7 protein-coding genes and 1 tRNA gene are annotated in these 12,559 nt (G+C 51.8%); 5 read left to right on the top strand and 3 right to left on the bottom strand.

Annotation, left to right across the window (positions count from 1 at the left end; genetic code table 11):
* Positions 1 to 101 precede the first annotated feature (101 nt).
* The 5 genes from ACX1CU_RS01810 (at position 102) to ACX1CU_RS01790 (ending at position 4,408) form a co-directional block, all read left to right on the top strand.
* On the top strand, positions 102 to 1,403 hold the full coding sequence (locus ACX1CU_RS01810; RefSeq protein ID WP_459400959.1) for an anaerobic C4-dicarboxylate transporter: 1,302 nt from the start codon (positions 102 to 104) through the stop codon (positions 1,401 to 1,403).
* Between the two features lie 126 nt (positions 1,404 to 1,529).
* A complete protein-coding gene (gene cutA / locus ACX1CU_RS01805) occupies positions 1,530 to 1,853 on the top strand; it encodes a divalent cation tolerance protein CutA (RefSeq protein ID WP_459400958.1) in 324 nt (107 codons plus the stop codon).
* Positions 1,829 to 3,541 carry a protein-disulfide reductase DsbD gene (locus ACX1CU_RS01800; protein ID WP_459400957.1) on the top strand — a complete coding sequence of 571 codons (1,713 nt, stop codon included), beginning with the start codon at positions 1,829 to 1,831 and terminating at the stop codon, positions 3,539 to 3,541. The genes cutA and ACX1CU_RS01800 overlap by 25 nt, the downstream gene beginning before the upstream one ends.
* Positions 3,542 to 3,614: 73 nt before the next feature.
* Positions 3,615 to 4,190 carry a transcriptional regulator gene (locus ACX1CU_RS01795; RefSeq protein WP_459400956.1) on the top strand — a complete coding sequence of 192 codons (576 nt, stop codon included), beginning with the start codon at positions 3,615 to 3,617 and terminating at the stop codon, positions 4,188 to 4,190.
* Positions 4,191 to 4,332: 142 nt separating this feature from the next.
* Positions 4,333 to 4,408, top strand: a tRNA-Phe gene (locus tag ACX1CU_RS01790).
* A 377-nt stretch (positions 4,409 to 4,785) separates the two neighbouring features.
* Here the strand turns inward: ACX1CU_RS01790 and ACX1CU_RS01785 are convergent.
* From ACX1CU_RS01785 to ACX1CU_RS01775, 3 genes are all read right to left on the bottom strand, one after another.
* Positions 4,786 to 5,334, bottom strand: a complete 549-nt coding sequence (locus ACX1CU_RS01785) for a helix-turn-helix domain-containing protein (protein ID WP_459400955.1) — start codon at positions 5,332 to 5,334, stop codon at positions 4,786 to 4,788.
* Positions 5,335 to 5,661: 327 nt separating this feature from the next.
* On the bottom strand, positions 5,662 to 6,168 hold the full coding sequence (locus tag ACX1CU_RS01780; RefSeq protein WP_459400954.1) for a hypothetical protein: 507 nt from the start codon (positions 6,166 to 6,168) through the stop codon (positions 5,662 to 5,664).
* 107 nt (positions 6,169 to 6,275) lie between these two features.
* On the bottom strand, positions 6,276 to 12,323 hold the full coding sequence (locus ACX1CU_RS01775; RefSeq protein WP_459400953.1) for an Ig-like domain-containing protein: 6,048 nt from the start codon (positions 12,321 to 12,323) through the stop codon (positions 6,276 to 6,278).
* Positions 12,324 to 12,559 lie beyond the last annotated feature (236 nt).

Here is a 12,559-nt window from a genome sequence, read left to right as displayed (position 1 = left end):
AGGCACGCTAATCCTTTGGATAGCGTGCCTTTTTTCTTTCTGGCTTCCACAACTTATTAACTTTTAGTCTTCATAAATCGTCATTTTAAGGGGTAAACACTATGTTAGCAGTGGAGTTAGTGATCGTTCTGCTTGCCATCTTCCTGGGTGCCAGGTTAGGCGGCATCGGGATTGGCTTTGCAGGGGGCCTTGGGGTGCTGGTACTGGCGATGATTGGCGTCAAACCCGGCAGTATTCCTTTCGATGTTATTTCTATCATTATGGCGGTGATTGCCGCGATCGCCGCGATGCAGGTGGCCGGCGGGATGGATTATCTGGTGCAGCAAACCGAAAAGCTGCTGCGTAAGAATCCAAAATACATCACCATTCTGGCGCCGATCGTCACCTATTTTCTGACCATCTTTGCCGGTACCGGTAATATCTCCCTCTCTGCGCTGCCGGTGATTGCCGAAGTGGCCAAAGAGCAGGGCATCAAGCCTTGCCGCCCGCTGTCTACCGCCGTGGTTTCTGCGCAGATTGCCATTACCGCCTCGCCTATCTCTGCGGCCGTGGTGTATATGTCTTCAGTGATGGAAGGCCACGGCGTGAGCTATCTGCACATGCTGATGGTGGTGATCCCTTCCACCTTCCTTGCCGTATTGCTGATGTCGCTGCTGGTCACCTTGCTGTTTGACTCCAAGCTATCTGACGATCCGGTGTATCAAAAGCGCTTTGAAGAAGGCTTGGTGACCCTGCGTGGTGACCACGTGCTGGAGATCAAACCGCGTGCGAAAACCTCGGTGCTGCTGTTCCTGGCTGGCGTACTGTGCGTGGTAGCTTACGCCATCATCAACAGCCCAAGCATGGGCCTGGTGGCAACGCCGCTGATGAACACCACCAACGCCATTCTGATCATCATGCTGAGCGTGGCCACTCTGACCACCATTCTGTGCCGTGTCGATACCGATCTGGTGCTGAACTCTAGCACCTTCAAGGCCGGGATGAGCGCCTGTATCTGTATTCTGGGCGTTGCCTGGTTGGGTGATACCTTCGTGCAGGCCAACCTTGATTGGATCAAAGAGACTGCGGGCACCGTAATCCAATCCCACCCTTGGCTGCTGGCGGTGATCTTCTTCTTCTGTTCTGCGCTGCTCTACTCGCAGGCGGCGACCGCCAAGGCACTGATGCCGATGGCGCTGGCATTGAACGTCACCCCGCTGACCGCCATCGCCTCCTTTGCCGCCGTTTCCGGCCTGTTCATTCTGCCAACCTACCCAACGCTGGTGGCGGCAGTACAGATGGACGATACCGGCACCACACGCATCGGGCGCTTTGTGTTTAACCACCCGTTCTTCATTCCCGGCACCATGGGCGTGGTGTTCGCGGTGGTGTTCGGCTTCCTGATTGGTAGCGTTATTCTGTAATCACCAGGCGGGGCTACGGCCCCGCTTTTCCCGTCTCATTTCCCCATCGGTGATAAACTCGCCTTCTAGCTAACCTGGCTTCAGGGTATAGTGCCCTATTGATAATCTGGTTGAGAGGGGCTGAAGATGTCAGATTGCGAAGCTATCGTCATACTCTGTACCACACCCGATGAAGCGACCGCGCAAGACCTGGCGGCACGCGTATTGGGGGAAAAACTGGCGGCCTGCGCCACCATGCTGCCCGGCGCATCCTCGCTGTATTACTGGGAAGGGAAACTGGAGCAGGAATATGAAGTGCAGATGCTGTTCAAAAGCGATCGCCAACATCAGCAAGCCCTGCTCGCCTACCTGAAACAACATCACCCGTATCAAACGCCCGAGTTGTTGGTGCTACCGGTGATGGCTGGAGATAAAGATTACCTGTCATGGATCAACGCCTCATTAAACTGATACTGCTGCTTTGCAGCCTGTTTTTCCTGCCGCAAACGGTGCAGGCTTCGCTGTTTGGCCAAAGCGCTGGCAACCAGTTCGTGCCTGCCGATCAGGCATTTGCCTTCGATTTTAAACAGCAGGACAGTCAGTTGACCCTGAACTGGCAGATCCGGCCGGGTTATTACCTCTATCGTCAGCAAATCAAACTGGTTGCGCAGCAGGCGACGCTCGGCAAGTTTGAACTGCCCGCCGGGCTGGACCACAAAGACGAGTTCTTTGGCGAGACAGCGATTTTCAAACAGCAACTGACGCTGAACATTCCGCTGTTGCAGGCGGACGCCAGCGGCAGCCTGAGCGTGACTTATCAGGGCTGTGCCGAGGCCGGTTTCTGTTATCCACCGGAAACCCGCGTTATTCCGCTAAATGCCGTGGCGGCGGCCACGCAGGCCACCATACCCACCACCCCGGCCGAGATCGAACCAGCCAGCCTACCGTTCTCACCGCTGTGGGCTTTGCTGCTGGGTATCGGCATTGCTTTCACCCCCTGCGTATTGCCGATGTATCCGCTGATTTCCGCTATTATTCTTGGCCGTGAACGGCCACACAGCAGCGGGCGCATTTTAGTGTTGGCGGTGGTGTATGTGCAGGGGATGGCGCTGACCTATACCTTGCTCGGCCTGGTGGTTGCCGCAGCCGGGCTACAATTCCAGGCTGCGCTGCAACATCCTTACGTGCTGATCGGGCTATCGTTGCTGTTTGTCGCCTTAGCTTTCTCCATGTTTGGCTGCTATTCGCTGCAACTGCCTTCTTCGCTGCAAACGCGGTTGGCAAACTGGAGCAACACCCAGCAAGGGGGATCGCTGGCGGGCGTGTTCGCGATGGGCGCATTGGCAGGGCTGATCTGCTCTCCCTGCACCACCGCGCCGCTCAGCGCTATCCTGCTGTACATCGCCCAGAGCGGCAATATGTGGGCCGGTGGTGGCACCCTGTATCTTTATGCCGTGGGAATGGGCATTCCGCTGGTGCTTGTCACGCTGTTTGGTAACCGCCTGTTGCCTCGTAGTGGCCCATGGATGCAGTACGTCAAAGAAGCCTTTGGTTTTGTGATCCTGGCACTGCCGGTGTTCCTGCTGGAACGGGTGATCGGTGATGTTTGGGGCTTGCGACTGTGGAGCCTGCTCGGTCTGGCGTTCTTTGGCTGGGCGTTTGTGCTGAGCCTGAAATCATCCCGTGGCTGGGCGCGCATCATGCAGTTAGTGTTATTGGCCGCGTTGGTGATCGCTGCCCGTCCGTTACAGGATTGGGCCTTTGGCGCATCACCCGCAGCGCAGCAGGCCAATCAGCTACACCTGAACTTTACCCGTATCGATAATATTGAACAGCTTAACCTGGCGCTACAGCAGGCACAGGGAAAACCGGTTATGCTGGATCTGTATGCAGACTGGTGCGTTGCCTGTAAAGAGTTTGAAAAATATACCTTCAGCGATCCGGCAGTGCAGGCGCAATTGGCTAATACTTTGTTATTGCAGGCAGATGTCACCGCCAATAATGCCGAGCAGGTGGCTTTACTCAAACATTTGCAGGTGCTAGGCCTGCCCACCATCCTGTTTTTTAACCAGGCAGGTGAGGAACTACCGGCCGCCCGCGTAACTGGATTTATGGATGCATCGGCATTCAGCGCGCACTTGCAGCAAACAATACGCTAACCGTAATCGCTTTCACGTTGTCGTAAAGACGGCGGATATACTGAGTTGAGAACCATTTTTGGAGGGAGCACAAATGCAACGTGAACAGGTTCTAGATACCGCTTTGGAGCTGTTGGAAAAGCAGGGCTTGGCGACCACCACCCTGGAAATGCTGGCAGAGAAGCTGGGTGCACAACTTAGCACCATGAAGCCATTCTGGCCGGATCGTGAAGCGCTGCTGTATGACTGCCTGCGCTATCACGGCCAACAGATTGATACCTGGCGCCGTCAGTTGCTGCTCGATGAAACGCTGAGCCCACAGCAAAAATTGCTGGCACGTTATGATGTGCTGACCGAGCATGTACGCAATGAACGCTATCCTGGCTGCCTGTTTATTGCTGCCTGCAGTTTCTACCCGGCCGCCGACCATCCGATCCATCAACTGGCCGAACAACAGAAACAGGCCTCGCTGGATTTCACCCGCAACCTGCTGCGTGACATGGAGGCCGAGGATGCTGATGCCGTGGCACAGCAAATGGAACTGGTGCAAGAAGGCTGTTTGAGCAAGCTGCTGATAAAAAGGCAATTACAGGATGTCTCTATCGCCAAACAGTTGGCAGAGGATATTTTAAAAATCGCCCAGTGCCGCAAGTTCGGCGCGCTGAGCTGAGGAAATGGCGCGCTTCGATCCTGGCCACAAAGGCTGAGTTCTGCGCGCTTTGACTGAAAAGCCAGCAGTCGACGCTGTTTTCATGTTTTTTGCCATAAAGCCGTTGACGCCGCACGGCCAATACGGTTTAATGCGCCCCGTTGCCCGGATAGCTCAGTCGGTAGAGCAGGGGATTGAAAATCCCCGTGTCCTTGGTTCGATTCCGAGTCCGGGCACCACTTTCATTTCTCCTCAAGTCTCCTGAATTCAAGTAAACTCCTGTAAAATCCTTGTTATACTCGATTTAACCACTTCGTTAGCCCCACAAAAGTCAGCATTCAACTGTATGGGCCAAGGGATGGCTGGGATTCATGTTGTTCAGCGTTACCCTGAGGCTTCAAATGTCGTTCCGTACCAGGTGAGCCGAAAAACAAGAAGTATCATATCGCCAATGAGTGTAGGCTTTATCTACTCGTAAATATCACCAGCCCTCACGATACCTTCCCAAGATCCTCATAACTTGCATTACTTTTGTCTATCAAGCGACGTGAAAAAGTCGTCATGGCCTCGATTGAAAAATACCTACTCTACTTATTCTAAGTATTACTAAAGAAGTTTATAGAAAATTGAAAATATCTTTATTTATATCATCAAAGAAAAGGTTGATATTACTTACTCCAACCTTCATCAATGCACTTCTTTTATGATGAGATATCGTTTTTTCGGATAACTTTTCTTTTCTTGCCAACTTAGTATTAGAGTCACCATCAATCAATCTTGTAATGACCTTCCTTTCCATATTAGATAATACCCTCCCCTTATCTTCCTTTTCTCTTCTTTTACGAAACATCGCATTGACACCAATAGTCGTCTTTATCTTAATGCTGTTAAATCCAAAGTTTGAGCAAAGATTCACTATATTTTTATTCTTTGAAATAAACACAACGTCATTACTTACGCCTTCAAAAAACAACAGGGCTTTCAAATTGGACATCATGTCCTCAAAGTAAACAACAAACAGGTCAGATTCATTATAATTATTTTTTTTAAAAAAGGAATCGAGTGATGACATTGATACTTCACCCTCAGACAATTCATTAATAAGACTAGACACCCCCAAATAAAAGTAACTGTTTTTTGTTACTATAAAATACTGCCTACTCATGTCTCCCCCGCGAAGATTGAAATTTATAACCACTATAAAAACGGATAATACTCTCTATTTTAATCATAGGTGATATATTACCAATTATTATAATATCCATTATTTATCAATATGATGGATATCATCATTATTTACGAATAATGCCGAGTGTCTTGCCACGGCAAATTTTCTACAGTTTGATTTACATATTCTATACTCACATATTTTAAGTTGCATGTGCGTTGGCTTTGTTACTCTGACCATCAATGGATTTCATCCATTCGGTGCACCGCATCGTCAACGTCTTACCACTCGAGGGATTAATGGTATAACCTTATAGCAGAATAATTATTTGCAAGATAAAATGGCTGCACGTGAAACAGCATGCTTTTGTTCATGGGTATACTTTAATTCTTTTTCAGCTTCAGTACGTGTTACTGATACAGGGGTTGAATCTCCACTATCAGAAACCTTTATAAAATACGTTTTCCCAACTTCTAACTTAACTCGATAAAGCAATTCTGTTTTACCACGATATAATGGAGCATCATTCTGATATGCACCCAATGTATATTCACCGGGCACAAGACAGAAAGTAGAAAAACCACCAGGTAATAAAGAAGTATGATAATGCCCGTCAATGTATACATTGGCACCGGACAGTTTCTGTGCTTCAGAGCCCACCCGATAATAGATAACACGTGTTTTATCAGACTTGCCTACTGACGACTCATGATATTGTTCACCAAATACCTTTAGCTTATGTACATTCTGTGATGTTTGGCTAAAAGCATTAGGCACCAACGGCAATGATAATAAAATCATCGCAGCGACTTTTATGTTCTTACAGTACATTTTTAAAACTCTTTGGTGTTGCTATTGATGCTTACGCACCTTGAAAGGTGCGTAAGCTATTGATGAATTATATTGAAGGGGCTGGCATGCAGCCCCACAAGTTAGCCTTACGAAAACTGAACGCTCACTCCCTGTTGAACCAAGAGCTCAGCATCCAGCCCGGTGTGGAGGTAGACGTCGTAAGAGATACCCGCCGAGATCACTTGTCCGAGGTTTTCCCAGTCACCGACGTCCATGCCGTTAGGCAGCAGATCGCTCAGCATCACCATATCACCCGCATCACCTTTGACTGCCAACTGCACGCTGTCGTCGTTGATAAATGCGCCACGGGATCCCTGATCCAGTACGTCACCCAAAGAGAGCTTCAGCGTGTTATTGCCAGAACCGGTGATGTCGATAACCTCTACCGAACTCAGACGCCCTGTCCAGGCAGACAAATCCAACACCTGATCTGCCCCCGTCAGTTTCAGAATATCAATACCGCCGTTCCCCTCAATCACCTTCACGCTGTTGAGTGCGTTGACATCGTCCACCGTAAAAATGTTGTCGCGGTTCTGCCCGTAGACTTCAGACACATCCCCGGTTACCGCCATATTCACACCCGGCACTGCACCACTGGTGTTTGTAAAGCCTGACAGGTTACCGGCCAGATCGACCAGGGCTACGCTGGCACTGTTTGCCGATCCCACATCCAGGGTCACTGACCCGGCGGCGATATCCTGTGCGGTAAGGGTATGCTCGAAACGCTGGGTGCCACCGTCGGCAACCACTGCAATTCGCTCCCCGACAGCAACATTCTGCGGGTCAAACTCAACCAGCAGGCTGCTCCCTTCCAGGCGAACTGCCGCAGGCGCTCGTGGCGCAGTGATGTCGAGAGTGACGGCCTGAGACATTACAAAACCGGCGTTACCAGACTGATCCACTACGCGGGTCTGGATAGCCCAGCTCGCGACATGCAGGCTCAAATCCTGAGCGGCCCATTTAGTGCCGTCCGTCAGAGCGTTGAACCAGTTGCGCCCCCCGTCAGTAGACACTTGCAGGGTCTGACCCGCTGTCAGTTCTGCACTCAGCGTACCGTGCATCAAGCGCCCGACACTGCCATTGTCGGAGACAAAGTCATTTCCGTCATGACCGGAGTCTTTACCCATCTGTGACAGACGTGCAACCTGAGTTGGGCCATTGCCAGTATAAACAATCAGCTCAAACGGATCTGAAGCCGCACTGCTGTTGCCTGCAACATTCACAACAACGGCGGTGAGACTGTATTCACCGTCGTTCAGGTCGTTCTCTGGCGTCACGCTCCAGTGCCCCTGAGCGTCCGCTTTGCCGCGGCCGATTTCGACGCCACGGCCATAAACAATCACCGTGACATCCGGTTCACTGCGACCCGAGATTTCAGGACGACGATCGTCGGTCACATCACCAGAAACTAACTCCCCTGTCAGTGCACCAACATCATCAATTACTGATTCAATAACCGGCATTTCTGGCAGTTGAACAATAATCGTGGTTTGCCATGCTTCCGAGCTACCAGACTGATTACCCGCCCCGTCGGTGGCTCGTACGGTAAAGCTGTGTTCACCCTCCGCCAGTTCGCTTTCCGGCGTGAATACCCAGTTACCTTCGGCATCGGCAGTGGTTTCACCGATTTTCTTGCCGTTGTCGTAAATCTCAACCTTCGCGCCCACTTCCGCCTGACCTTTCAGGGTTGGCATCGTATCGTCAGTGGTCTCACCTGGCTCAAGAACACCGGTCTTTTCACCCACATCGTCATAAACGCTACCGATCGTTGGTACATCTGGTGCAGTGGTGTCAACAATCACTACCCACGGATCGGACGGCTTCGATTGGTTACCCGCCGGGTCTTCGACTATCACGCTGATCTCGTGCTCGCATTCGCTCAGCTCGGTTTCCGGTGTAAAGCTCCAATTGCCGTCTTTATCCACGGTGGTTTCACCAATCTTGTTGCCGTTATCGAGCACCACAATGGTGTCACCCGGTTCGCCCTTGCCGTTCAGGGTTGGCTTGGTGTCGTCGGTGGTTTCACCTTTGGCGATCGGTCCTTGTACTGGCCCCTGATCGTCGATGATTTCACCGATCCCTGGGCCATTGCCGTCAATCCCCGGTTGCTCCGGTGGCGTAATGTCGATCACCAGTTCCCAAGGCAGTGACATCGCGGAAGTATTACCCGCGGCATCGGTCGCACGAGTAGTAAAGCTGTGCTCGCCTTCCACCAGTTCGCTTTCCGGCGTGAATGACCAATCGCCATTGGCATTAGCGGTAGTTTCACCAATCTTGTTACCGTTGTCGTAGATCTCAACCTTCGCGCCCGCTTCCGCCTGGCCGTTCAGGGTCGGCGTGGTGTCGTCGGTCACGTCGCCCGGTTGCAGTTCCCCGCGCTTGCTGCCCGCGTCGTCATAGATGCTGCCAATGGTCGGCGCATCCGGCGCTGTGGTATCCACAATCACTACCCACGGATCGGACGGTTCAGACTGGTTACCCGCCGGGTCTTCAACGATCACGCTGATTTCGTGCTCGCCTTCGCTCAGCTCGGTTTCTGGTGTAAAGCTCCAATTGCCGTCTTTATCCACGGTGGTTTCACCGATCTTGTTGCCGTTATCGAGCACCACAATGGTGTCACCCGGCTCGCCCTTGCCGTTCAGGGTTGGCTTGGTGTCGTCGGTGGTTTCACCTTTGGCGATCGGTCCTTGTACTGGCCCCTGATCGTCGATGATTTCACCGATCCCTGGGCCATTGCCGTCAATCCCCGGTTGCTCCGGTGGCGTAATGTCGATCACCAGTTCCCAAGGCAGTGACATCGCGGAAGTATTACCCGCGGCATCGGTCGCACGAGTAGTAAAGCTGTGCTCGCCTTCCACCAGTTCGCTTTCCGGCGTGAATGCCCAGTTACCCTCGGCATCGGCAGTGGTTTCACCGATTTTCTTGCCGTTGTCGTAGAGCTCAACCTTTGCGCCCGCTTCCGCCTGGCCGTTCAGGGTCGGCGTGGTGTCATCCGTCACGTCGCCCGGTTGCAGTTCCCCGGTCTTGCTGCCTGCGTCGTCATAGATGCTGCCAATGGTCGGCGCTTCTGGCGCTGTGGTATCCACAATCACTACCCAAGGTTCGGACGGTTCAGACTGGTTACCTGCCGGGTCTTCGATGATCACGCTGATCTCGTGCTCGCCTTCGCTCAGCTCGGTTTCCGGTGTAAAGCTCCACTCACCATTTTCATCCACGGTGGTTTCACCGATCTTGTTGCCGTTATCGAGCACCACAATGGTGTCACCCGGTTCGCCCTTGCCGTTCAGGGTTGGCTTGGTGTCATCAGTGGTACCGCCACTGAGGATCGGGCCCTGTACTGACCCCTGATCGTCAAGGACTTCACCGATCCCTGGGCCATTGCCGTCAGTACCTGGCTGCTCTGGTGGCGTAATGTCGATCACCAGTTCCCAAGGCAGTGACATCGCTGAAGTATTACCCGCGGCATCGGTAGCACGAGTAGTCAAGCTGTGCTCGCCTTCTGCCAGTTCGCTTTCCGGCGTGAATACCCAATTACCCTCGGCATCGGCAGTGGTTTCACCGATTTTCTTGCCGTTGTCGTAGAGCTCAACCTTCGCGCCCGCTTCCGCCTGGCCTTTCAGGGTCGGCGTGGTGTCATCCGTCACATCGCCCGGTTGCAGTTCCCCGGTCTTGCTGCCCGCATCGTCATAGATGCTGCCAATGGTCGGCGCATCCGGCGCTGTGGTATCCACAATCACTACCCACGGATCGGACGGTTCAGACTGGTTACCCGCTGGATCTTCGATGATCACGCTGATTTCGTGCTCGCCTTCGCTCAGCTCGGTTTCCGGCGTAAAGCTCCAATTGCCGTCTTTATCCACGGTGGTTTCACCGATCTTGTTGCCGTTATCGAGTACCACAATGGTGTCACCCGGTTCGCCCTTGCCGTTCAGGGTTGGCGTAGTATCGTCAGTGGTTTCACCTTGGCCGATCGGCCCCTGTACTGGCCCCTGATCGTCGATGACTTCGCCGATACCCGGCCCGTTACCGTCAATCCCCGGTTGCTCTGGCGAGGTAATGTCGATCACCAGTTCCCGAGGTGGTGACATCGCGGAAATATTACCCATGGCGTCAGTGGCACGGGCGGTCAAGCTGTGCTCACCTTCCGCCAATTCGCTTTCCGGCGTGAATACCCAGTTACCCTCGGCATCGGCAGTGGTTTCACCGATTTTCTTGCCGTTGTCGTAGAGCTCAACCTTCGCGCCCGCTTCCGCCTGGCCTTTCAGGGTCGGTGTAGTGTCATCCGTCACGTCGCCCGGTTGCAGTTCCCCGGTCTTGCTGCCTGCGTCGTCATAAATGCTGCCAATGGTCGGCGCATCTGGCGCTGTGGTATCAACAATCACTACCCACGGTGAACTAGCTTCACTGTAGTTACCGGCCTGGTTTAACGTTACAAAGGTCAGATCATGATTGCCATCAACCAACGGAGTGCCAGGGGTGAAATTCCAATTCCCAGATGCATCCGCCGCAACTCGAGCGATCTCCTGCCCATTGTCATAGATAATTACCGTAGAACTCGGTACAGCCGTACCCGCAATACTTGGGGTGGCATCGTCAGTAACATCACCTGATTCGAGGCTATGCACGATATCGCCATAATCGTCGTAGACCGAATCGACAACAGGTGCATCAGGCATGCCAAGTACAATATTGATGTTCCAAGGTTGTGATACCTTGGAGACATTGCCTGTAATATCGGTTGCAGTTACGGTAAAGCTGTGTGAGCCAGGATCCAGTGGCGCAATTGGCGTAAAGCTCCAGTTTCCTGATGCATCGGCCTGGACTTCACCAATCTTGTTACCGTTATCGTAAAGGGCAACTTTACTGCCCGCTTCAGCGCGCCCATTTAGCGTTGGCGTATTATCGTCTGTGGCGGCACCGCTGAGTACTGGCCCAGTCACTGCGCCAACGTTATCAACAATCTCGACAATCTGAGGTTGATCCGGTGGCAAAGTGTCAATGGTGAAATTAAATTTAGCGGAAGACAGGCCGGTATTACCGGAGAAGTCGATACCCACCGCCCTGAATTCATATCGGCCATCGATGAGTGGAGAAATTGGTGTAAAGCTCCACATGCCAGACTGATCGGCATAGGTCGTACCTACCAGTGCATTACCGTTGTAGATGGTGATCAGACAGTTGGCTTCACCTTTGCCCGAAATGATCGGCGTATTATCATTGGTATAGCCGTTTTTGCCGATCGCTCCAACTGTGCCAGTGTTATCGGCCACCACGCTGGAAATTTCAGAACGTGAAGGTGCCACCGTATCGATGATCAATACGATGTTACCGGAGGTTTGGTTGGTAGCCGGATCGCGGACGTAGAGGAGCTGTCCACCTTCTTGCAGCGGCACAGAAGGAGTAAATGACCAGTTACCTGTCATGTCGACTTGGGTAAAGCCGATGAATTCACCGTTCTGGAAAACGTCCAACTGTGCACCAGGCTGCCCAACACCTTTAAGCTTCGGCGTTTTATCGTCGGTAACGCTGCCACTCACCAAAGTTCCCTGACGGCCACCAACCTGATCATAAACGGTGGTGATTGAAGGTACTACAGAGAATACTGCGTTTTCTGCCGGGTTTTCAGCAGACAGCGGCATCGCATCCGCCACGGTTGTCACATCCGTTTGATCTGGCGCAGCGTCGCTGGTCGGGTTTAACGACTCAGCCATTTTTTCGAGCGTTTGCAAGGTAGCAGCATGCTGGATCACTTTCAGAGAAACCGCTTCTGTCTGTTCCTGCTGCGTACCAAGATAGAGATTGGTCAACGCCACTGCCCCTTGAACCGGCATATCTTCAGCGGAGAGATGCTGGCGATATTCGCCATTATTGGTCAAGCTGAAAACTTTGCCGTTAGTCAGGGCAAAGTCCTTGATCACGATGGTAGAAGGTGTCTGTGAATCTGCATAAAACTTCAGATGAAGATCGTTATTAACACGTTCAGCCGCAAGGTTTTCGTTAATATCAGCACCATTCTCCTCAGTAATGATATAACGCGCCCCCTCTATCGATTGGATAGGTAAATATAAGCTATCAATTTTATCTATAGGATAGAAAAACAAAGTCTCTTCATCAGTTAAAAAAGCAAAATTCATTGGTCATTTATCCATATACATTATTCAAAGGGAAAGCCAACCTCAACCCAGCAGGGCAATGCTCGCTTTAATAAGATTTAAAATTAAGTGCAAGTGAATCTTTTCTTTGATTCAGATGTTACCTCCCTGACAGCAGCACATTTATAGTTCTTTAAGGTTTTAAGCGAAAAGAACCTCGTAAGGATTTATTAAAAAAATAATATCTTTAACTACATCTGCAAAACTGTAGGGTAAGG

Source organism: Serratia sp. D1N4, from assembly GCF_054552755.1.
This window is presented reverse-complemented; position numbering and strand designations above follow the sequence as displayed.

Excerpts from the sequence above, each read along its gene's own strand:
- ACX1CU_RS01810 (WP_459400959.1), top strand. The coding sequence starts at position 102 with ATGTTAGCAGTGGAGTTAGTGATCGTTCTGCTTGCCATCTTCCTGGGT.
- cutA (WP_459400958.1), top strand. The coding sequence starts at position 1,530 with ATGTCAGATTGCGAAGCTATCGTCATACTCTGTACCACACCCGATGAA.
- ACX1CU_RS01800 (WP_459400957.1), top strand. The coding sequence starts at position 1,829 with ATGGATCAACGCCTCATTAAACTGATACTGCTGCTTTGCAGCCTGTTT.
- ACX1CU_RS01795 (WP_459400956.1), top strand. The coding sequence starts at position 3,615 with ATGCAACGTGAACAGGTTCTAGATACCGCTTTGGAGCTGTTGGAAAAG.
- ACX1CU_RS01785 (WP_459400955.1), bottom strand. The coding sequence starts at position 5,334 with ATGAGTAGGCAGTATTTTATAGTAACAAAAAACAGTTACTTTTATTTG.
- ACX1CU_RS01780 (WP_459400954.1), bottom strand. The coding sequence starts at position 6,168 with ATGTACTGTAAGAACATAAAAGTCGCTGCGATGATTTTATTATCATTG.
- ACX1CU_RS01775 (WP_459400953.1), bottom strand. The coding sequence starts at position 12,323 with ATGAATTTTGCTTTTTTAACTGATGAAGAGACTTTGTTTTTCTATCCT.